We start from the raw sequence: 20,869 nt of genomic DNA on the forward strand, positions 1-20,869 counted from the left end.
ACCGGCCAGGGTAGATCGTCACGCCGGGACGACGGCCTCCGCGGCGACCGGCGTGCGGGCCTTGTACGCCCGGTAGGCCACGCCCGCCGCGACGGTCACACCGAGGAACAGCACCGTGAACCACTGGAACCACCAGTGGCCGCCCGACGGGTCGTACACCGCCGCCCGTGGCCAGGCCAGGTTGACGGCCATGAGCAGGCCGTAGAGCAGGGCCAGGGCGTTGACCGGGACGCCCCAGCGGCCCAGGGAGAACAGCGGAGCGCCGGTCTCGTCGGTGCCGGTGGTGGTGAACCGGCCGCGCAGGCGGGTGACCAGGAGCGGGCCGGTGACCATCGCGTACGCCAGGTACAGCATCACGATGCAGGTCGTGCCGATGGCCAGGAACGCGTCCGGTGAGGCGAAGTTCAGCAGGAGCAGGGCGGCGGCGAGGGTGCCGACGACCAGGGCGGGCGCGGTCGGCATGCCGGTGCGGGAGTTGACCCGGGCGAGCCGTGCCGAGAAGGGCAGCTGGCCGTCGCGGGCCATGGAGAACAGCATCCGGCAGGCCGCCGTCTGGATCGCCAGGGTCGCCACCGCGATGGCCACCACCACATCCGCCAGCAGCACCTTGCCCACCCCGTCGCCCAGGCTGCTGGTGAGGACGTAGCTCAGCCCGTCCACCGCGAGGTGCCCGTCGGAGAGGCTGGGCGCCGCCAGCAGGCCGCCCAGCACGATCAGCCCGCCGAGCAGTCCCGCCGCGCCCAGCGCGGTGAGGATCGTCCGGGGAGCGGTACGCCGCGGATGGTGCGTCTCCTCGCTCATCTCGCCCGCGCTGTCGAAGCCGATCATCACGTACGCCGCCGTGAACGAACCGACCAGCAGCGCCCCGAACAGGCCGCTCTGCGCGGCGCCCTCGGTGTGGAAGGTGATGCCCGGGGTGCGCTCGGAGTGTGTGAGCAGCAGGACGACGATGAGGACCGCGCCGATGATCTCGGCGGTCACGCCGACCCGGTTGACGACCGACATCACGCGGTTGTCCAGGACGTTCACCAGGGTCGTCAGCACCAGCAGGATCACGCCCAGCACCGCCGCGTTGGCCGCGCCGTCCGTCGACGTCACCGCCGGGTCGGTGCCGACGAGTTGGAAGCCGGACCAGATCGCCGGGAGCACCAGCTGCAGGGCCAGGGCCGCCGCCGCGACCACCACGATCTGCCCGATCACCATGATCCAGCCGGCGAACCAGCCGAAGGTGAGGTTCGACAGCCGGGACGACCACTGGTAGATCGCGCCCGAGATCGGATAGCGCGCCGCCAGTTCGGCGAAGCAGGCGGCCACCATCAGCTGCCCGAGCAGCACGGCGGGCCAGGCCCAGAAGAAGACGGGGCCGCCGAAGGCGTACCCGAAGGCGAAGAACTGGAAGACGGTCGTCAGGACGGAGATGAACGAGAACCCGGCCGCGAAAGAGGCGTATCTGCCGAGGCTGCGGTGCAGCTCCTGGCGGTAGCCGAACTCGGCGAGGGAGCGGTCGTCGGGGGAGTGCGGTGGGTCGGGGTGGACGTCGGACGGGGTGGTGGTCGTCACGGAGGCACCTGCCTTCGACGCGGTATTCCTGTCAGGCGACAGAAATTAAGGAGAGGCTGTTTCGCCCCGATGACGCCGTCATGTCGAGGGCGGTCCCAACTCCTCACGCCCTTGCGTGGTCCGCCCGAACGCGATACATCGTGTCTATTGACGGTCGGTCGCGGCTCGCGATATGTTCGGCTACGGATATTCGGAAGCGGGTGAGGATGCGAGGTGAGCCGGACCCATGCGGCGACGCAAGCTCCGCAACCCCCTGGCGCTCGCCGTGCTGGCGACGCTGTGGCAGAAGCCGATGCATCCCTACGAGATCGCCCAGACCCTGCGCCGCCAGGGCAAGGACTCCAGCACGAAGATCAACTACGGCTCGCTCTACACGGTCGTGCAGAGCCTCGAGAAGTACGGCTTCGTCGAGGTCACGGACGTGGAGCGGCAGGGCAACCGGCCCGAGCGCACGGTGTACGGCATCACCGCGGCCGGCCGTCAGGAGACCACCGAGTGGATGTCGGACCTGGTCGCCTACCCGGCCAAGGAGTACCCGATCTTCGAGAGCGCGCTCTCGCTGCTCGGCGTGCTGCACCCGGACGACGTGGTGACCCTGCTGGAGGAGCGGCTCGAAGCCCTGCTGGTCAAGGCGGCCGCCGACCGCGGCGCGCTGGAGAAGCTGTCGGAGACGCTGCCCCGGCTCTTCCTCGTGGAGAACGAGTACCAGCTCCACATGGTGGAGGCGGAGGCCGAGTGGGTCCGCGGCTTCCTCGACGAACTCAAGGCGGGCGCCCTGCCCGGGATCGAGGAGTGGAAGGCCCTGCACGAGACGTGATCTGAAGCGCAACCCACACAAGAACAGGCCCCGGCACGGCTGTTGCAGCAGCGGTGCCAGGGCCTCGAACCCCGAGCTGAATCCGCCGTGAGGCACATCCAGGCGATCGAGGTGCGGCACACCCAGGATAGCCCGGTGCCCCTCCAGCGGATCAGCTGTCATCCGCTCACCCAGGAGAGCGCCTGCCATGACCACCCGTGCGCCCGCAGTCGAGGCGCGTCAACTGATCAAGACCTATCCCGGTGACGTCACCGCCCTCAACGGCATGGACCTCACCGTCGAACCCGGCACGGTCTTCGGGCTCCTCGGCCCCAACGGCGCCGGCAAGTCCACCACCGTCAAGATCCTCACCACCCTGGCCCGCCCCGACTCCGGCTCCGCCACCGTCGCCGGCCATGACGTGCTGCGCCACCCGGACCGGGTCCGCCGCGCGATCGGCGTGGTCGCCCAGAACTCCGGCGCCGACCCGGGCGCCACCGGCCGCGAGAACCTCCGCCTCCAGGGGCGGCTCCACGGCCTGCAGGGCGCCGACCTCGACCGCCGGGTGGCCGGACTGCTCGACCGCTTCACCCTCACCGACGCCGCGAACCGCCAGGTCAAGGGCTACTCCGGCGGCATGCGACGCCGACTGGACGTGGCCCTCGGGCTGGTGCACCGCCCCGAGGTCCTCTTCCTCGACGAGCCCACCACCGGCCTCGATCCGCAGGCCCGCAGCGCGATGTGGGACGAGATCGGCCGGCTCGCCGGCGAGGAGGGGCTGACCATCCTGCTCACTACGCACTACCTCGAAGAGGCCGACCGGCTCGCCGAGCGCGTCGCGATCGTCGACCGCGGCCGGGTCGTCGTCGAAGGCACCCCCGACGCCCTCAAGGGCGAACTCCGCGGCGACGCCGTCCACCTGGAACTGCGCGCCACGGTCGGCGAGGCCGGCCGTACGCTGCTCAAAGGCGCCCTCGGCGGACTGCCGGGCGTGCACGAGGTGGTGGTCGACGGCCACCGCGCCAGCGTCCGCGCCGACGACGGGGCGGCCGCGATGCCCGCCCTGCTCGGCGCCCTGGAGCGGGCCGGGGTCGGCGTCGCCGCCGCGACCGTCTCCCGCCCCTCGCTCGACGACGTGTACCTCCGGTACACCGGCCGCCGCTACACCCAGACCGACGAGCTCGTCCTCGCGGGAGGTGAGCGATGAGCACCGCCGTCTCCCAGACCTGGTACATGACGCAGCGTCAGCTCATGGTGTTCGTACGGCAGCCCGCCTACGCGATCATCACGCTGATCCAGCCGGTCATCTGGCTGTTCCTGTTCGGCAGCCTGTTCCGCCACGTCGTCGAGCTCGGCGGCTTCGGCACCACCTCCTACCTGGACTACCTCGTCCCCGGCGTGGTCGTGATGAGCGCGCTCAGCTCCAACATGTGGGCCGGGATGACGACCCTCGACGAGATCCAGCGCGGCACCCTCGACCGCTTCCTGACCACGCCGGTCAGCCGGGCCGCGCTGATGAACGGCAATGTCGTCAACAACGGACTGGTCACCGCCCTGCAGTCGGTCGTCATCGTGCTGCTCGGGCTGCTGGGCGGGGCGGACTACCCCGGCGGGATCGCGGGCGTCGCGGTGCTGGTCCTCGCCGCGGTCCTGCTCGGCACCGTCTTCGGGGCGTTCTCCAACGCGCTGGGGATGCTGGTGCGGGAGCGCGAGTCGATCATCGGCATCAACACCTTCCTGCTGCTGCCGCTGACGTTCCTGTCCTCCGCCTTCATGGCACCGAGTCAGATGCCGTCCTGGATGCGGCACATCGCCGACTTCAACCCGCTCAACTGGGCGATGGTGGCCGGTCGTTCGGCACTGTCGGAGAACCCGGACTGGGGGGCGGTGCTGGGGCGCGGCGGGGCGCTGCTGGCGCTCGCGGTGGCGGCGGTGTGGCTGTCGATACGGACGTTCAGGTCGTATCAGCGGTCGGTGTAGTGCCGTATCAGAGGTCGGTCTGGTGCCGTATCAGCGGTCGGTGTGGCGGGAAAGGCGAGGGAGGGCGCCTCGGCGCCCTCCCGAACTCCCGAAAACCACCGACCGCTGGACTACGCCGCCGGCGTGCCCTCCTGCTCGCTCTCGATCCGGGCGTTCCACTCCCGCTTCGAGGCCTGCCAGCCGTCCTCGTTGTGGCCGAGCCGCCAGTAGCCGGAGATCGACAGGTCCTCGCGGGGGATCTCCCGCTCGACCCGCAGCAGGTGCCGCAGCTCCTTCACGAAGTGCGCCTCGCCGTGCACGAACGCGTGCACCCGCCCCTCGGGGAACTCCAGCGCCCGCACGGCCTCGGTCAGCGCCTCGCCGACCGGGCGGTCCCCGCGGTGCAGCCAGACGACCTCCACATCGGAGTCGATCTTCTGCTCCTCCTCGGGACCGGCCACCTCGACGAAGGCGTGCGCGGTGACACCGTCGGGGAGCGCCTCCAGGGAACGGGCGATCGCGGGCAACGCGCTCTCGTCACCGACGAGCAGATGCCAGTCGGCGGCCTCGTCGGGGGCGTAGGCGCCGCCCGGCCCCATGAAGTGCACGGTCTCGCCCGGCTGGACCCGCATCGCCCACGGGCCGGCGAGGCCCTCGTCGCCGTGGATCACGAAGTCCAGGGTCATCTCGCGGTGCTCGGCATCCCAGTGCCGGACCGTGTAGGTCCGGGTCACCGGCCACTGCTCGCGCGGGAACTCCTCGCGGATGCGCTCCACGTCGAAGGGCTCGGGGTAGACGGCACCCCCGGCCGGGAACAGCAGCTTCACGTAATGGTCGGTGCAGGTGTCCGCCGCGAACTCGGCGAGCCCCTCGCCACCGAGGACGACCCGCTGCATGTGCGGGGTCAGTCGCTCGGTGCGGACGACCTGCGCGGAATGCGGCTTCCGCGGCTTGCGTCCCGGTCGTTCTGCCATGGCGGCCTCCCTGCTCCCATGCTTAGGCTTACCTAAGTTAGCATCTCCCCCCTGCTTAACACCCCTTGTCCGAGGCCAAGATTAAGCCAAGGGTAAGAGTGTGATTGCCCTGAGATGAGCAGCTAATTCGCCCAGCGGAGAAGCTGAATTACGGCGCCAGGGTCGTCAGCAGCCGCTTCAGCGAGCCGCCCAGGCCCCAACGGGCGCCCAGCTCCTCCACCGCCGCCGGGTCGCGCGGACCGCGCGGCAGGGTCGTGTCGACGTCCGGCAGCGGGACGTCGTCCGCGACCCGGACGACCTTCGGTGCCACCGCGACATACGGCCGGGACTCATCCAGGCGCTTGCGCTGCGACGGCGTGAGCTTCGCCTTCGGGTCGTCGACCGCCGCCATGATCCCGGCCAGGTCACCGAACTCGGCCAGCAGCTTGGCCGCCGTCTTCTCCCCGATGCCGGGCACCCCCGGCAGACCGTCGCTCGGGTCGCCGCGCAGCAGCGCCAGATCCGCGTACCCCCGCCCGTCGACCCCATACTTCTCGCGCAGCCACGCCTCGTCGGTGAGCTGGAGCGTGCCCACGCCCTTGAGCGGGTACAGCACGCGGATGCCGCGGGCGTCGTCCACCAGCTGGTACAGGTCGCGGTCGCCGGTGACGATGTCGACCGGGCCCTTGGCCCGCCCGGTGAACGTGCCGATCACGTCGTCCGCCTCGTACCCCGCGACGCCCACGCGCGCGATGCCGAGTGCGTCCAGGACGGCCTCGATGACCGGCACCTGCGGCGACAGCGTGTCCGGCACCTCCTCCTCGTCCGGGCCCGCCTCGTGCTCCTCCGCGACGCGGTGGGCCTTGTAGGAGGGGATCAGGTCGACCCGCCACTGGGGACGCCAGTCGGCGTCCATGCAGGCCACCAGCTCATCGGGGCGGTGGTCCTTGACCAGGCGGTCGATGAACTCCAGCAGCCCGCGCACGGCGTTCACCGGTGTGCCGTCCGGGGCCTTCACGGACTCCGGGACGCCGAAGTAGGCGCGGAAGTAGAGCGAGGCGGTGTCGAGAAGCATCAGTCGTCCGGTCACGCCTCGCATCATGCCGTACGGCACCGACAGTCACCCGTCGGCGCGGGTCAGCAGCCAGCGCCAGCGCGGTTGTTCGGTGACGAGCGTCGCGGCGGCCAGCACCGACACGACAACCGCCACCCACGCCGGCCAGGCCCACCACGCCGCCACGACCGCCGCGACGAGCTGCAACAGCACCAGCAGGATCGTCACCGCGCCGGGCACCGGGACGATCACCTGCGCCTTGTCGCCCGGCGTGGAGAACACGGTCGGCAGGCCGATGAGGACCACCACCGCGAGGATCGCGAGCGCCCAGGAGTACGAGGCCAGCGCCCAGGGCGCGGCGACCCAGGCCACCAGCTCCGTCGCGAAGCGCAGCACGGATGCGCGTCTGTCGTCCGGTCGTTCCACAGCCGTCCCCCCAGCACCGATGTGAAGCGTCGACGGTGATCCTACGGACCGCAGGGGGTGGTCGTACGGATTGGTTGTGAACTGAACCACTTACCGGTTTGTCCTGGTCGGCCGAGGGCAGGCGCGGCCACTGACCCCCGCCCCCGATGCAAGAGGTACGCGTGTCATCCAGGCTAGAGGCCGAACATCTCTACAAGGTGTTCGGCAGACGACCGAGTGAGGCAGTCGAGAGGCTGCGCAGTGGAGCCGACCGGGAGGAGCTGCGCGCCGACGGCACGACCGCCGCCGTCATCGACGCCTCCTTCACCGTGGACCCGGGCCAGATCTTCGTCGTCATGGGCCTGTCCGGCTCCGGCAAGTCGACGCTGCTGCGTATGCTCAACGGGCTGCTGGAACCCACCGCGGGACAGGTCCGCTTCGACGGCCAGGACCTGACCGCCCTCGGCGCCCGCGACCTGCGCGAGGTCCGCGCCCGCAAGATCAGCATGGTCTTCCAGCACTTCGCGCTGTTCCCGCACCGCAGTGTCCTGGAGAACGCCGCCTACGGTCTCGCCGTCCAGGGCGTGGCCAAGGCCGAACGCGTCAAGCGTGCCACCGAGGCCCTGGAGCTGTGCGGCCTGGCCGGCTGGGAGAAGTCCTGGCCGGACGAGCTGTCGGGTGGCATGCAGCAGCGCGTCGGTCTCGCCCGCGCCCTGGCCACCGACGCCGACCTGCTGCTGATGGACGAGTCCTTCAGCGCCCTGGACCCGCTGATCCGCCGTGACATGCAGGACCAGCTGCTCACCCTCCAGCAGACCCTGAAGAAGACCATCGTCTTCATCACCCACGACCTCAACGAGGCCATGCGCCTCGGCGACCGCATCGCCGTCATGCGCGACGGCCGCATCGTCCAGAACGGCACCGCCGAGGACATCCTGGTCCGGCCCGCGAACGACTACGTCGCCTCCTTCACCAAGGACGTCGACCGCTCCCGGGTGCTCACGGCGTCCGCCGTCATGGACACCGACGTACGCGGTGACGAGACCGACTGCGGCTGTGCGAGCGACTGCGAGACCGTCACGCCCGACACCCCGTTCGCGGAGCTCTGCGCCGTCAGCGCCCGGACGAGCCATCCGGTGGCCGTGCTGGACGAGGAGCGGCAGCTCGTCGGGGTGATCCCGGCGCAGCGGCTGATCGGCTTCCTCGGCGAGCAGGACGAGGAGGCCGCCCATGCCTAGGATTCCGCTCGGCGACTGGGTCAACGACGCCGTCGACTGGCTGCTCGCCCACATGGGCTGGCTCTTCGACTTCCTCAAGACCGTCTTCACCGGGACCTACGACGGCATCGACGCCGTCCTCCAGGCGCCCGAACCGCTGCTCCTCGCGGGCATCTTCGCCGTGCTCGCCTTCTGGCTGCGCGGCACCACGGCCGGCCTCCTCACCTTCGCGGGGTTCGCCTTCATCGACTCCCTCGAACTGTGGGACGACGCGATGGTGACCCTCTCGCTCGTCCTCGTCGCCACGCTCATCGCGCTGCTGATCTCGGTGCCGGTGGGCATCTGGGCGGCCCGCTCCGAGCGGGTCGGCGCCCTGGTCCGGCCGGTGCTGGACTTCATGCAGACGCTGCCCGCGATGATCTACCTCATCCCGGCGATCCTGTTCTTCGGCACCGGCGCCTCCGCGGGCATCGTCGCCACCCTGATCTTCGCGCTCGCCCCCGGCGTGCGGATGACCGAGCTGGGCATCCGCCAGGTCGACAAGGAACTGGTCGAGGCGGCCGAGGCGTTCGGCACCACTCCCCGGGACACCCTGCTGCGCGTCCAGCTCCCGCTCGCCCTGCCGACCGTCATGGCGGGCGTCAACCAGGTCATCATGCTGGGCCTGTCCATGGCCGCGATCGCCGGCATGGTCGGTACCGGCGGCCTCGGCGGCCGGGTCAACGAGGCCATCGGCCAGCTCGACGTCGGCCTCGGCTCCGAGGCGGGCGTCGCGATCGTGATCCTCGCGATCTACCTCGACCGCATGACCGGCGCCCTCGGCACCCAGGTCTCCCCGCTGGGCCGCCGCGCCGCCGCCAAGGCCCGTGCCGCACAGGGGCTGAGGATCTGGTCGTACCGGCCCCGTCCCCAGGTCGCCGTGATCGGCATCGTGATCCTGGCCCTCGTGGCCGGCGGCATGGGCATGTTCGCCGGCAAGGGCGACGGCGCCGTCCCGGTCGCCGACGGCAAGAACGTCGGCCAGGGCCAGAAGGTCCGCATCGGCTACGTCCCCTGGGACGACGGCGTCGCCTCCACCTACCTGTGGAAGGAGGTCCTGGAGGAGCGCGGTTTCGAGGTCGAGGCCAAGCAGCTCGACGCGGGCCCCCTCTACACCTCCGTGGCCTCGGGCAACGTCGACTTCATGACGGGCGCCTGGCTGCCGACGACCCACGAGCAGTACTGGAAGAAGTACGGCGACCGGCTCGACGACCTCGGCGCCTGGTACGACAAGACGTCCCTGGAGCTGACCGTCCCGGCGTACATGAAGGGCGTCGACTCCCTCGACGACCTCAAGGGCAAGGCCTCCGAGTTCGACGGGAAGATCACCGGCATCGAGTCCAGCGCCGGCGAGACGGCCCTGCTGAAGAGCAAGGTCCTCAAGGCCTACGGCCTGGATCAGGAGTACAAGGTCGTCGACAGCTCCACGCCCGCGATGCTCGCCGAGCTCAAGCGCGCGTACAGCAAGAAGGAGCCGATCGTCGTCACGCTCTGGTCGCCGCACTGGGCGTACAACGACTACGACCTGAAGAAGCTCAAGGACCCGAAGGGCGCGTGGGGTTCCGGTGACGGCATCCACACCGTCGCCCGCAAGGGCTTCGCCGCGAAGAACCCCGCCGTCGGCAAGTGGCTGAAGGACTTCAAGCTCGACGAGAAGCAGCTCACCAGCCTCGAAGCGGAGATCAACAAGGCGGGCAAGGGCGAGCAGCAGGACGCGGTCCGCAGCTGGCTCAAGAGCAATCCCGGCGTGGTCGACAAGCTGGCCCCGGTCACGAAGAGCGCGGCAACGCCCGCCGAGGCCAAGAACCCGATCGACGTCGCCTGGTTCCCCTGGGACGAGGACATCGCCGTCACCCACCTGTGGAAGAACGTCCTGGAGCGGCGCGGCTACAAGCTGAACCTGAAGCAGATGGACGTCGGCCCCGTCTACACCGGCCTCGCCTCCGGCGACCTCGATCTCAACTTCGACGCCTGGCTGCCGTACGCGCAGGCGAACTACTGGGAGAAGAGCAAGGACCACCTCGCCGACCTCGGCACCTGGTACGAACCGACCTCGCTGGAGGTCGCGGTCCCCTCGTACGTCAAGGGCATCACGTCCTACGAGGACCTCAAGGGCAAGGCCGACCTCTTCGACGGGAAGATCATCGGCATCGAACCGGGCACCGGCGAGATGAACCTCCTGAAGAACAAGGTCCTGCCCGGCTACGGCCTGGACAAGGAGTACGACGTCGTCGACGGCTCCACGCCCGCGATGCTCACCGAGCTCAAGCGCGCGTACGCCGAGAAGAAGCCGGTCGCCGTCGTGCTCTGGTCGCCGCACTGGGCGTACAGCCGGTACGACCTCACCAAGCTGAAGGACGGCAAGAAGCTCTTCGGCGAGGGGAACACGATCCGCACGATCGCCAACGAGAAGTTCCCCGAGCAGTATCCGCAGCTCACCAAGTGGATCAAGGGCTTCCATCTGAGCGAGGGCGAGCTCGGCACCCTGGAGGGCGAGATCAACGCGCGCGGCCAGGGCCACGAGGACGAGGCCGTCGACGCCTGGCTGAAGAAGCACCCGGACGTCGTGGAGCGGATGACACCGCGATAAGCGCGACGAAAAGAAATCGGACAACCACATACAGCTACGTCGTCACCTGAGCCTCATCCGGCCGTCGTGGTCAGGCCGTTCGTCCTGACGGAGGAATCCCCTCACACGGCGGCCGGAGAGCTGATCTACTGGCTTGAGTTGGCGAGATCGCCCACACCCGCTTTACGGCAATGTGACGGGCGCATGAAACGGTTTGCCGAACATGCGTAGGGTGCAGACAACTCAACAGAGACATGTTCAGCCACCGATGCCGAGCGACGAGCGAAGGAGGGAGCCGGAGCGATGGGCGACCACAAAGAACAGCCCCTGCGGGTGGGCGCGGCCGTACGGCGGCGGCGTCGCGCGCTGGAGCTCACCCTCGCCGTCGTGGCCGAGCGCAGCGGCCTGTCGGTCCCCTTCCTGAGCCAGATCGAGAACGAGCGGGCGCGCCCCAGCACCAGCTCCCTGGAGAAGGTCGCGGACGCCCTGCGCACCACCGCCGTCGAACTCCTCGCCGCCGCCGACCCGGCGTGCAGCGTCGACGTCGTGCGCGCCGACGACCCCGAGCCGGCGACGCCCGGCCCCCGGGCCCGTTCCCTGGTGCGCGGTCATCACCAGATGCACGCCCAGGAGTTCACCGGCGACCATGACGCGGGCCGTGAATTCCAGTACCGCAACGACCAGTTGATGTACGTCGCCGACGGCGCGGTGGAGATCGAGGCGGAGGGCCGGGCGTACCGGCTCGGTCGCGGCGACACGCTCTACCTCACCGGCGGGGTCAGGCACCGCTGGCGGGCGACCGTGTCGGACACCCGGCTGGTCGTCGTCGCCGTCGCGGAACACATCGAGGCGGTCCAGGACCGGCGGCGCCCGTGAGGGTCGTCTCCCTCGTCCCGTCCCTGACGGAGGCGGTGGCCGAGACCGTGCCCGGCGCGCTGGTCGGTGTCACCGACTGGTGCACGCATCCGGCCGGCCTGGACGTGACCAGGATCGGCGGCACGAAGAACCCCAAGCTCGACCGGATCCTCGACCTCGCCCCCGACCTGGTGATCGCCAACGAGGAGGAGAACCGCGCTCCCGACCTGGCAGCCCTGCGCGAGGCGGGCGTGGAGGTCCTGGTGACCGAGGTGCGCACGGTCCCGCAGGCCTTCTCGGAGCTGGCGCGGGTGCTGGCGGCCTGCGGCGCGCCGGCCCGGCCGCGCTGGCTGGACGAGGCGGAGCGGACCTGGGCGACGCTGCCGCCCCCGCAGGCCCGGGTACGGGCCGTCGTACCGATCTGGCGCCGCCCGTGGATGGTGCTGGGCCGGGACACCTTCGCGGGCGACGTGCTGGCCCGCCTGGGCGTGGACCACCTGTACGCGACCCACGCCGACCGTTATCCCCGCATCCCCCTGCCCGAGTTGCGGGCCTCGCGCCCCGACCTGGTGGTCCTGCCGGACGAGCCGTACGCCTTCACGGCGGACGACGGTCCGGAGGCGTTCCCCGGCATCCCCTGCGCCCTGGTCAGCGGCCGGCACCTGACCTGGTACGGCCCCTCCCTCAGGGAAGCGCCACCGGCACTGGCCGAGGCCCTGCGAGCAGCTCGCCGCTGACGAGCCCCCGTACGGTGTGCAGGGCGGCGACACCCCAGGCGGCGACGAGGGCGGCGTACAGCCCGATGGCGAGCCATGCGAAGGCGGCCAGCCCGGTGTGCCGGGCCAGCCCCTCCGCCCCGGTGACACAGGTCCCCACGGGGAACGTGAACGCCCACCAGGTCATCGCGAACCCCATGCCCGCCCGGCGGGCCCGCACGACGTGGGCGACGGCGAGCGCGAACCAGAGCAGGGCGAAGCCCATGACGGGGACACCGTAGAGCACGGCGAGGACCGAGAAGCCGCCGCCGTACGGGGCGGGTACGACACCGGGGGCGACGTCCGCGAACTTGTTGACGGCGGTGGTGGACTGCCCCAGCGGGCCGAGGACGAGGAACAGGGTCGGGGTGAGGGCGAGCGGCAGCGGCCCGCCGGTGATCAGCCGGCCGAAGACGAGGGGCAGCATGAGCAGTGTCGCGAGCAGTGAGAGCCCGAACAGGGCGACGCAGGCCAGCAGCAGGGTCTCCCGGGCCTGACCGGCGGGCAGATGCGGCACCAGGAGCGGGCCGAGCGCCGCGGACACCATCGGCGCGACGAGCGGCAGCAGCCACACGGGGGTCGCCTGTCCCGGCTCGATGCGATGGCGTACGGCCATCAGGTACGGGACCGCGACGGCGGCCGCGAGTCCGACCGCCGTTCCGGCGGTGAACAGCACGGCGTCGAGCACCACCGCCGCCTCGGTCCCGATCCAGTCCGCGCCGACGGTGAGGGCACCGCCGCCGACGGCGAGCAGGGCCATGGCCAGGCAGCCGTAGAAGGGCGCCATCGCGGGGTCGAGGAGGTGGGCGCGGGCCTGGTCGCGGTGGTGCGTCCAGTGCAGGGCGCGGGCGCCGAGGAGGGCGAGCAGGACGACGAGCGAGAGCGCCCAGACGCCGGTGAGGGCGGGGCGCAGACCGGGGACGGAGACCGGGAGCGCGGCTCCGGCGGTGGCGACGACGGCGGTGCCCATGACGGTGGCGTACCAGTTCGGTCCGAGGTGACGGACGGCTGTGGCGCGCGGGGGACGTGCGGTGGCACGGACGGGGTGGAGAGGCTGGGCTGCGGTGACCATGCTTCGAGCGTCGCCCGGTTCGGCGCTCCCCACCAGGGACGGTCTTTCTATGGGGACATAAACTGGGCTTATGAGCAGTGCGCAGCATGATCCCTCGCCGTCCCCGGTCGCCTCCTCCCTGGCGCACCGGGTGCCGGACCTCGGGGCGCTGGAGCTGCTGCTCGCGGTGGCACGGCTCGGCAGTCTCGGGGCGGCGGCCCGCGAGGTCGGCATCACCCAGCCCGCGGCGAGCAGCCGTATCCGGTCCATGGAACGCCAGCTGGGCGTCGCGCTGGTGGACCGCTCGCCCCGCGGTTCCCGGCTGACGGACGCCGGGGCGCTGGTCACGGACTGGGCGCGGCGGATCGTGGAGGCGGCGGAGGCGTTCGACGCGGGCGCACAGGCGCTGCGGGACCGGCGGGACTCGCGGCTGCGAGTGGCGGCGAGCATGACGATCGCGGAGTACCTGCTGCCGGGCTGGCTCCTGGCCCTGCGCGCCCAACGCCCCGACACCGCGGTGTCGTTGCTGGCCGGCAACTCCGCGGCGGTCGCGGCACGCCTGCTGTCCGACGAGGCGGACCTCGGCTTCGTGGAGGGGCTCACGGTCCCGACGGGCCTCGACTCGGTCGTCATCGCCCACGACCGTCTCATCGTCGTCACGGCCCCGGCCCACCCGTGGGCCCGCCGCAGGCGCCCGCTGGCGGCCGAGGAGCTGGCGTCGACGCCGCTCATCCTGCGGGAGAAGGGGTCGGGGACGCGGCAGGTGCTGGACGCGGCGCTGGGCGGTCTGGCCCGTCCGCTGATCGAGCTGTCGTCCACCACGGCGGTGAAGGCGGCGGCGGTGAGCGGGGCGGGGCCGGCGGTGCTGAGCGAGTTGGCGGTGGGGGAGGAGCTGGCGATGCGCCGGCTGGTGCGGGTCCCGGTGGAGGGCGTGTCCCTGGCCCGCGACCTACGGGCGGTGTGGCCGACGGGGCATCGGCCGGTGGGACCGGCACGGGAGCTGTTGTCGCTGACGCGGGGGTAGGGCTTTTCTCGCCCCCGCCGCCCTTAGCCGTTCCCATCCTCCAGGGGCTGCCGCCCCTTCGACCCCGCTCCCAGGGGGCTCTGCCCCCTGGACCCCCGCTCTTCAAACGCCGGAGGGGCTGACCAACCAGCCCGTCCGGCGTTTGAGGACGAGGCCCTTTCGGGGCCGAAGCGGGGGTCTGGGGGCGGCAGCCCCCAGTGATGGGACGGGTAGGGGCGGCGGGGGCGAAAACCCTTGGTGCGCAACCCCCTCCCACCCGCACCATTCCCCCATGTCACCCACCACCCCCGCCCCGCCCGCCGCAGGCGTCCGTACCCCCTGGGAAGAACTCCCGGCACACGTCCAGGCCGCCGTCGTCGACCTCCTCGGCGCCCCCGTCACCCATGCCACCACCCAACCCGGCGGCTTCTCCCCGGGCACCGCCGCCCGCGTCCGCACCGCCCACGGCCACCGAGCCTTCGTGAAGGCCGTCAGCGCGCAGACCAACGCCACGAGCCCGGTCTTCCACCGCCGCGAGGCCCGCCACACCGCCGCGCTCCCGCCCGGCGTCCCCGCACCCCGCCTTCTCGGCACCTATGACGACGGCACCTGGACGGTCCTGGTGCTCGAGGACATCGAAGGGCGCCAGCCCCACGTCCCTTGGCGGCGACCGGAGTTGCACCGCGTCCTCGACGCGGTGGCCGACCTCTCCGACGCCCTCACCCCGTCCCCCGTGCCCGACGCACCCCTCGCCGCCGACGCACTCGCCGATCAGTTCGACGGCTGGGAACGGCTCTCGGCGGAGCCGACCCCTGACGGCCTGGACCCTTGGACCGCCGAGCACCTCCCGGCACTCGCCGAACTTGCCACCCCCTGGCCCGAGGCCGTCACCGGCGACACCCTCGCCCACGGCGACCTCCGCGCCGACAACATGCTGCTCACCGAAGACGACCGCGTCGTCTTCGTCGACTGGCCGCACGTCGTCCGGGGCGCCCCCTGGCTGGACCTGCTGCTCATGCTCCCGTGCGTCAGGGCCCAGGGCGGCCCGGACCCGGAGGAGCTGTTCGCCACGCATCCCCTCGGCCGCGCCGCCGACCCGGACGCCGTCACCGCCGCCCTCGCGGGCCTGGCCGGCTACTTCGTCCACCGCTCGCTCCAGCCCCCGCCGCCGGGCATCCCCACGGTCCGCGCCTTCCAACGCGCCCAGGGCGAGGCGGCCTTGGACTGGCTCAGGAAGCGGCGGTGACCAACCCCCGCACCACCCGCAGATCCTCACCCATCTCCGGATGCCACTGCACCCCCAACACCCAGTCGGCGGTGGGCAGTTCCACGGCCTCCACCGTCCCGTCCGCCGCGTGCGCCGACGCCACCAGGCCGGTGCCCAGCCGGTCCACTGCCTGATGGTGGTACGTCGGTACGGACGTCTCCTCCGGGACGACACCGGCGTACAGCGTCCCCGGCACCGGCTTCACCGTGTGCCGCCCGAAGACGCCGACCACCTCCGCGTGGCCGTCGATGTGCTGGACGAGCGTGCCGCCGAGGGCCACGTTCAGCAGCTGCATGCCCCGGCAGATCCCCAGCAGCGGAACGCCCGCCGCGAGAGCCGCGTCGATCAACGCCAGCTCCCAGGCGTCCCGTTCCCGCGCGGGCGGGCCGGTGCGGGGCTCGCGCTCGGCGCCGTAGTGCACCGGCTCGACGTCCGGACCGCCCGCGATCACCAGCCCGTCGAGGCGGGCCACGGTCGCGGCGGCGTGATCCGGCGCGTCCGGGGGCAGCATCGCCACGAGCCCGCCCGCCCGCTGGACCAGGCGCGGGTACCCGACGGGCAGCAGCGCCGCCTCCAGCTCCCACACGCCCCAGCGCGCCCCGGCCTCCAGATACGTACTGACGCCGATCAGCGGCCTGCCCGCCATACGCCCTCCCGCTCCGCAATGGATTACCCGCATACCTTTGCCGAGCCGAGCCCGATACGGCAAGAGCCCACCGACCCGAGCCGAGCCCTGGTCGGGCAGAACGCACGGGCCCGAGCCGAGCCCGGGTAGGGCAGAACGCACGGGCCGAGCCGAGCCGAGCCGGGTAGGGCAGAGCGCCCGGGCCCGAGCAGAGCCCGGTGGGGCAGAGCGCCCGGGCCCGAGCAGAGCCCGGTGGGGCAGAGCACACCGCCCCGAGCCCGGTGGGGCAGAGCGCACGGGCTCGAGTCGAGGCCGGTAGGGCAGAGCACGCCGGTCGCCGGCCTACGCCAGGAACCCCCTGAGCAGCGCGGCCGTGCCCCCGCAGTGCTCCCGCATCATCTCCCGCGCCCCGTCCGCGTCCCCGTCCAGGACCGCCTCCACCAGTGCGCTGTGCTGGCGCTGCGAATGCTCCAGGTTGCGCACCAGGAGCGGGATGCAGTCCAGCAGGTCGTTCACCGTGGCCCGGACCGCCGCGTACTGCGCGGTCAGCGTCGGGGAGCCGCACAGCTCGGCCAGCGTCAGATGCAGCAGGGTGTCCAGGCGCCGGTAGTCCGTCAGCGGAGCGTCCTGCGTGCGGGCCAGTGCCTCACGCAGCCGGTCCGCCTGCTCGTCCGTCAGCCCGTGCGCCGCGCACAGGCCCGCCGCCCCGACCTCCAGCACCTCCCGGAAGCGCAGCACGTCCTCGATGTCGACCTCGGCGATCCGCCGCCGCAGCTCGCCCTCACCGAGGTCGCCCGCCGCACGCGGCAGTACGAACGTGCCGCCGTACCGCCCGCGCCGCGACTCGACCAGCCCCTGGTCCTGGAGGACCTTCAGCACCTCGCGCAGCGTCACCCGGCTGATCCCGAGCCGCTCCGCCAGCTCCCGCTCGGCGGGCAGCCGCTCGCCCCCCGGCACCAGGCCGAGCCGTACGACCTGAAGGATCTGCTCCAGCGCCTCCTCGAACCCGTTGCCCGCCCGCACCGGCCGCAGCACCGGCGTCAGACGGTCCTCCAGCCGACCCTCCGGCCGACCGTCCAGACCGCCCTCCGGATCCAGCGACATCCCGCCGCACCCCCTTCCCAAGCAATGGTTCTCGGCAATACCTTATGGCTTCCGGCCCGGCCGAAAAAAGCGCAGAAGCCGAAGGAGCCTTCCCGTGGCAGACCGCACACCCCCACTCAGCGTCGAGGAGCTGCACGCCCTCGTCGCGAGCGGTGAGATCGACACCGTCGTCCTGGCCTTCCCCGACATGCAGGGACGACTCCAGGGCAAGCGGTTCGCCGCCCGCTTCTTCCTCGACGAGGTACTCCACCACGGCACCGAGGGCTGCAACTACCTCCTGGCCGTCGACACCGAGATGAACACCGTCGACGGCTACGCGATGTCGTCCTGGGACCGGGGATACGGCGACTTCGCCATGCACCCGGACCTGTCCACCCTCCGCCGCGTCCCCTGGAACGCCGGCACCGCGATGCTCATCGCCGACCTCGCCTGGGAGGACGGCTCCCCGGTCGTCGCCGCGCCCCGCCAGATCCTCCGCCGCCAGCTGGAGCGGCTCGCCGAGCACGGCTACACCGCCCAGGTCGGCACCGAGCTGGAGTTCATCGTCTTCAAGGACACCTACGAACAGGCCTGGGACAGCAACTACCGGGGGCTGACGCCGGCCAACCAGTACAACATCGACTACTCGGTGCTCGGGACCGGCCGGATCGAGCCGCTGCTGCGGCGCATCCGCAACGAGATGGCGGGCGCGGGGCTGACCGTCGAGTCCGCCAAGGGCGAGTGCAACCCCGGGCAGCACGAGATCGCCTTCCGCTACGACGACGCCCTGGTCACCTGCGACCAGCACGCCATCTACAAGACCGGCACCAAGGAGATCGCCGCCCAGGAGGGCGTCTCCATCACCTTCATGGCCAAGTACAACGAGCGTGAGGGCAACTCCTGCCACATCCACCTCTCGCTGGCGGACGCCGCCGGCAACAACGCCATGGCCGCGGACAGCGGCATGTCGGAGGTCATGCGGCACTTCCTCGCCGGACAGCTGGCCGCGCTCAGGGACTTCTCGCTGCTGTACGCGCCCAACATCAACTCGTACAAACGCTTCCAGCCCGGCTCCTTCGCCCCGACCGCCGTCGCCTGGGGCCACGACAACCGCACCTGCGCGCTGCGGGTCGTCGGCCACGGCCGCTCGATGCGCTTCGAGAACCGGCTGCCGGGCGGCGACGTCAACCCGCACCTCGCGGTCGCGGGCCTGGTCGCGGCCGGGCTGTACGGCATCGAGCAGAAGCTGGAGCTGCCGGAGGCATGCCTCGGCAACGCCTACACCGGCGAGTACGAGCACGTCCCCACGACCCTCCGTGAGGCCGCCGACCTCTGGGAGAACAGCCCCATCGCCAAGGCCGCCTTCGGCGACGAGGTCGTCGCCCACTACCGCAACATGGCGCGCGTCGAACTGGACGCCTTCGACGCCGCGGTGACCGACTGGGAGCTCCGCCGCTCCTTCGAACGCATGTGAGAGGTTCACCCTTGCCGCACGAGCACGAGCACGAGCACCAGTACGGGCATGAGCTCACGATCCTCAATCCGGCGACGGAGGAGGTCGTCGCGACCGTGCCCGCCGCCACCGCGGCCGACGTGGACGCGGCGGTCGCCCGTGCCGCCACGGCACAGGCCAAGTGGGCCGCAGCCGCCCCCGCCGACCGGGCACGGCTCCTGCGCCGGTTCGCCGACGCGGTGGATCAACATGTCGAAGAACTGGCCCAGTTGGAGGTGCGGGAGGCCGGACACCTGCTCGGCAACGCCCGCTGGGAGGCCGGCAACGTCCGTGATCTGCTGGCCTATGCGGCCGGTGGAGTGGAGCGGCTGAACGGCCGCCAGATCCCGGTCCCCGGCGGCCTCGACGTCACGATCCTCGAACCGCTCGGCGTCGTCGGGGTCATCGCCCCCTGGAACTTCCCCATGCCCATCGCGGCCTGGGGCACCGCCCCCGCGCTCGCCGCCGGCAACGCGGTGATCCTCAAGCCCGCCGAGACCACCCCGCTGACCGCCCTGCGGCTCGCCGAACTCGCCCTGGAGGCAGGCCTGCCGGAGGGCCTGTTCCAGGTCCTGCCCGGCCATGGCCCGGTCACCGGCAACGCCCTGGTCGAGCACCCCGGCGTCGCGAAGATCGTGTTCACCGGGTCCACCCGCACCGGCCGCGCCGTCATGGAGCAGTGCGCCCGCCAGGTCAAGCAGGTCACCCTAGAACTGGGCGGCAAGAGCCCCAACATCGTCTTCGCCGACGCCGATCTCGCCACCGCCCTCGACCCCTTCTCCTTCCTCGACAACTCCGGCCAGGACTGCTGCGCCCGCACCCGCATCCTCGTCCAGGAGTCCGTCTACGACGAGGCGCGCGAGCTGCTCGCCGACGCGCTGAAGGCCGTCGTCGTGGGCGACCCGGCCGAGGAGAAGACACAGATGGGGCCGCTGATCTCCCGTCAGCAGCTCGACCGGGTAAGGGCGTTGGCGCCGGACGACATCCCCGGCCTGCGCGGCAGCGCCCCCGACGGACCCGGCTTCTGGTTCGCGCCGACCGTGCTCACCGGCGCGGCACCCGACTCCGAGGCCGCCCGCGAGGAGATCTTCGGCCCGGTCGCCGTCCTGCTCCCCTTCACCGACGAGGCGGACGCCGTCCGCCTCGCCAACGACACCCCGTACGGCCTCTCCGGCTCCATCTGGACCCGGGACGTGGGCCGCGCCCTGCGGATGTCGAGCGCCGTCCGGGCCGGCAACCTGTCCGTCAACTCCCATTCCAGCGTCCGCTACTGGACCCCCTTCGGCGGCTACAAGCAGTCCGGACTCGGCCGCGAACTCGGCCCGGACGCCCTCGCCGCCTTCACCGAAACCAAGAACGTCTTCATCAGCGACGTCTCCACCAGCACGGAGGGCCCCGCACAGTGACCGAACAGAACGTGTGCCGTCGTCTCGTCGGCCGCACCGCCGTCATCACCGGCGCCGGCAGCGGCATCGGCCTCGCCACCGCCCGCCGCCTAGCCTCCGAAGGCGCCCATGTCGTCTGCGCCGACGTCGACGAGGCCCGCGGCAAGGCCGCCGCGGACGAGGTCGGCGGCCTCTTCGTGAAGGTCGACGTCACCGACGCCGAGCAGGTCGAGGCGTTGTTCAAGACGGCGTACGACACCTACGGCAGCGTCGACATCGCCTTCAACAACGCGGGCATCTCCCCGCCCGACGACGACTCCATCCTGGAGACGGGGCTGGAAGCCTGGAAGCGCGTCCAGGAGGTCAATCTCACCTCCGTCTACCTGTGCTGCAAGGCGGCCATCCCCTACATGCGGCAGCAGGGCAAGGGCTCCATCATCAACACGGCGTCGTTCGTGGCGCGGATGGGCGCGGCGACGAGCCAGATCTCGTACACGGCGTCGAAGGGCGGCGTCCTCGCCATGTCCCGTGAACTGGGCGTGCAGTTCGCGCGCGAGGGCATCCGCGTGAACGCCCTGTGCCCGGGCCCGGTCAACACCCCCCTGCTCCAGGAGCTGTTCGCCAAGGACCCCGAGCGGGCCGCCCGGCGCCTCGTCCACATCCCGGTGGGCCGGTTCGCCGAGGCCGAGGAGATCGCCGCCGCCGTCGCGTTCCTGGCCAGCGACGACTCCTCCTTCGTCAACGCCAGCGACTTCCTGGTCGACGGCGGAATCTCGGGGGCGTACGTCACACCGCTGTAGG

The 20,869-nt window shown here is 71.4% G+C and carries 19 protein-coding genes; 12 read left to right on the plus strand and 7 right to left on the minus strand.

Annotated features, from left to right (window positions below; genetic code table 11):
- Positions 1-18 precede the first annotated feature (18 nt).
- A complete protein-coding gene (locus tag ACFUO4_RS36820) occupies positions 19-1,560 on the minus strand; it encodes an amino acid permease (RefSeq protein ID WP_079309898.1) in 1,542 nt (513 codons plus the stop codon).
- A 226-nt stretch (positions 1,561-1,786) separates the two neighbouring features.
- Here ACFUO4_RS36820 and ACFUO4_RS36825 point away from each other — a divergent pair, with 226 nt between their 5' ends.
- The 3 genes from ACFUO4_RS36825 to ACFUO4_RS36835 all read left to right on the plus strand — a co-directional run bounded on the left by ACFUO4_RS36825 (position 1,787) and on the right by ACFUO4_RS36835 (position 4,336).
- Positions 1,787-2,377: a PadR family transcriptional regulator gene (locus ACFUO4_RS36825; RefSeq protein ID WP_383493117.1), complete on the plus strand. Its 591-nt coding sequence runs from the start codon at positions 1,787-1,789 to the stop codon at positions 2,375-2,377.
- 187 nt (positions 2,378-2,564) lie between these two features.
- Positions 2,565-3,563, plus strand: a complete 999-nt coding sequence (locus tag ACFUO4_RS36830; protein ID WP_383493120.1) for an ATP-binding cassette domain-containing protein — start codon at positions 2,565-2,567, stop codon at positions 3,561-3,563.
- Positions 3,560-4,336: an ABC transporter permease gene (locus tag ACFUO4_RS36835; RefSeq protein WP_383493123.1), complete on the plus strand. Its 777-nt coding sequence runs from the start codon at positions 3,560-3,562 to the stop codon at positions 4,334-4,336. The genes ACFUO4_RS36830 and ACFUO4_RS36835 overlap by 4 nt, the downstream gene beginning before the upstream one ends.
- Before the next feature lie 110 nt (positions 4,337-4,446).
- On the opposite strand, the gene ACFUO4_RS36840 is transcribed toward ACFUO4_RS36835, so the two are convergent.
- The 3 genes from ACFUO4_RS36840 to ACFUO4_RS36850 all read right to left on the minus strand — a co-directional run bounded on the left by ACFUO4_RS36840 (position 4,447) and on the right by ACFUO4_RS36850 (position 6,748).
- Positions 4,447-5,289 (minus strand): siderophore-interacting protein, encoded by an 843-nt coding sequence (locus tag ACFUO4_RS36840; RefSeq protein ID WP_079309901.1) that lies wholly within the window; start codon positions 5,287-5,289, stop codon positions 4,447-4,449.
- Positions 5,290-5,437: 148 nt separating this feature from the next.
- Positions 5,438-6,367, minus strand: a complete 930-nt coding sequence (locus ACFUO4_RS36845; protein WP_257041901.1) for a 5'-3' exonuclease — start codon at positions 6,365-6,367, stop codon at positions 5,438-5,440.
- 21 nt (positions 6,368-6,388) lie between these two features.
- Positions 6,389-6,748, minus strand: coding sequence for a hypothetical protein (locus ACFUO4_RS36850; RefSeq protein ID WP_383493127.1), 360 nt, complete (start codon positions 6,746-6,748; stop codon positions 6,389-6,391).
- 161 nt (positions 6,749-6,909) lie between these two features.
- On the opposite strand from ACFUO4_RS36850, the gene ACFUO4_RS36855 reads away from it, so the two are divergent.
- From ACFUO4_RS36855 to ACFUO4_RS36870, 4 genes are all read left to right on the plus strand, one after another.
- Positions 6,910-7,965: a glycine betaine/L-proline ABC transporter ATP-binding protein gene (locus ACFUO4_RS36855; RefSeq protein ID WP_079309935.1), complete on the plus strand. Its 1,056-nt coding sequence runs from the start codon at positions 6,910-6,912 to the stop codon at positions 7,963-7,965.
- Complete coding sequence (locus tag ACFUO4_RS36860; RefSeq protein WP_383493131.1) at positions 7,958-10,573, plus strand: ABC transporter permease/substrate binding protein; 2,616 nt, start codon at positions 7,958-7,960, stop codon at positions 10,571-10,573. Before ACFUO4_RS36855 ends, ACFUO4_RS36860 begins: the two co-directional genes overlap by 8 nt.
- A 282-nt stretch (positions 10,574-10,855) precedes the next feature.
- Positions 10,856-11,428 (plus strand): helix-turn-helix domain-containing protein, encoded by a 573-nt coding sequence (locus ACFUO4_RS36865; protein ID WP_079309904.1) that lies wholly within the window; start codon positions 10,856-10,858, stop codon positions 11,426-11,428.
- Positions 11,425-12,144 (plus strand): helical backbone metal receptor, encoded by a 720-nt coding sequence (locus ACFUO4_RS36870; RefSeq protein ID WP_383493135.1) that lies wholly within the window; start codon positions 11,425-11,427, stop codon positions 12,142-12,144. Before ACFUO4_RS36865 ends, ACFUO4_RS36870 begins: the two co-directional genes overlap by 4 nt.
- On the opposite strand, the gene ACFUO4_RS36875 is transcribed toward ACFUO4_RS36870, so the two are convergent.
- Positions 12,092-13,234 carry a TDT family transporter gene (locus ACFUO4_RS36875; protein WP_383493138.1) on the minus strand — a complete coding sequence of 381 codons (1,143 nt, stop codon included), beginning with the start codon at positions 13,232-13,234 and terminating at the stop codon, positions 12,092-12,094. The genes ACFUO4_RS36870 and ACFUO4_RS36875 overlap by 53 nt on opposite strands.
- 70 nt (positions 13,235-13,304) lie before the next feature.
- Here ACFUO4_RS36875 and ACFUO4_RS36880 point away from each other — a divergent pair, with 70 nt between their 5' ends.
- A complete protein-coding gene (locus ACFUO4_RS36880) occupies positions 13,305-14,237 on the plus strand; it encodes a LysR family transcriptional regulator (protein WP_383493141.1) in 933 nt (310 codons plus the stop codon).
- Positions 14,238-14,508: 271 nt separating this feature from the next.
- Positions 14,509-15,462: a phosphotransferase family protein gene (locus ACFUO4_RS36885; protein WP_383493144.1), complete on the plus strand. Its 954-nt coding sequence runs from the start codon at positions 14,509-14,511 to the stop codon at positions 15,460-15,462.
- Here the strand turns inward: ACFUO4_RS36885 and ACFUO4_RS36890 are convergent.
- Together ACFUO4_RS36890 and ACFUO4_RS36895 are read right to left on the minus strand one after the other, a co-directional pair.
- On the minus strand, positions 15,446-16,129 hold the full coding sequence (locus tag ACFUO4_RS36890; RefSeq protein ID WP_383493147.1) for a gamma-glutamyl-gamma-aminobutyrate hydrolase family protein: 684 nt from the start codon (positions 16,127-16,129) through the stop codon (positions 15,446-15,448). The genes ACFUO4_RS36885 and ACFUO4_RS36890 overlap by 17 nt on opposite strands.
- A gap of 321 nt (positions 16,130-16,450) precedes the next feature.
- A complete protein-coding gene (locus ACFUO4_RS36895) occupies positions 16,451-17,212 on the minus strand; it encodes a FadR/GntR family transcriptional regulator (RefSeq protein ID WP_079309908.1) in 762 nt (253 codons plus the stop codon).
- A 94-nt stretch (positions 17,213-17,306) separates the two neighbouring features.
- On the opposite strand from ACFUO4_RS36895, the gene ACFUO4_RS36900 reads away from it, so the two are divergent.
- Genes ACFUO4_RS36900 through ACFUO4_RS36910 form a run of 3 tightly spaced genes read left to right on the plus strand, consistent with a single transcriptional unit; the run spans position 17,307 to position 20,868 of the window.
- The gene (locus ACFUO4_RS36900; RefSeq protein ID WP_383493150.1) at positions 17,307-18,665 is read left to right on the plus strand and encodes a glutamine synthetase family protein; all 1,359 of its coding nucleotides are present in this window, start codon (positions 17,307-17,309) and stop codon (positions 18,663-18,665) included.
- An 11-nt stretch (positions 18,666-18,676) separates the two neighbouring features.
- Entirely contained in the window at positions 18,677-20,089 is a 1,413-nt protein-coding gene (locus tag ACFUO4_RS36905) for an aldehyde dehydrogenase family protein (RefSeq protein ID WP_383493153.1), read from the plus strand.
- On the plus strand, positions 20,086-20,868 hold the full coding sequence (locus ACFUO4_RS36910) for a 3-oxoacyl-ACP reductase (RefSeq protein ID WP_079309911.1): 783 nt from the start codon (positions 20,086-20,088) through the stop codon (positions 20,866-20,868). Before ACFUO4_RS36905 ends, ACFUO4_RS36910 begins: the two co-directional genes overlap by 4 nt.
- Position 20,869 lies beyond the last annotated feature (1 nt).

The sequence above is a fragment of the Streptomyces sp. NPDC057280 genome (genome assembly GCF_042668605.1).
GTDB lineage: Bacteria > Actinomycetota > Actinomycetes > Streptomycetales > Streptomycetaceae > Streptomyces.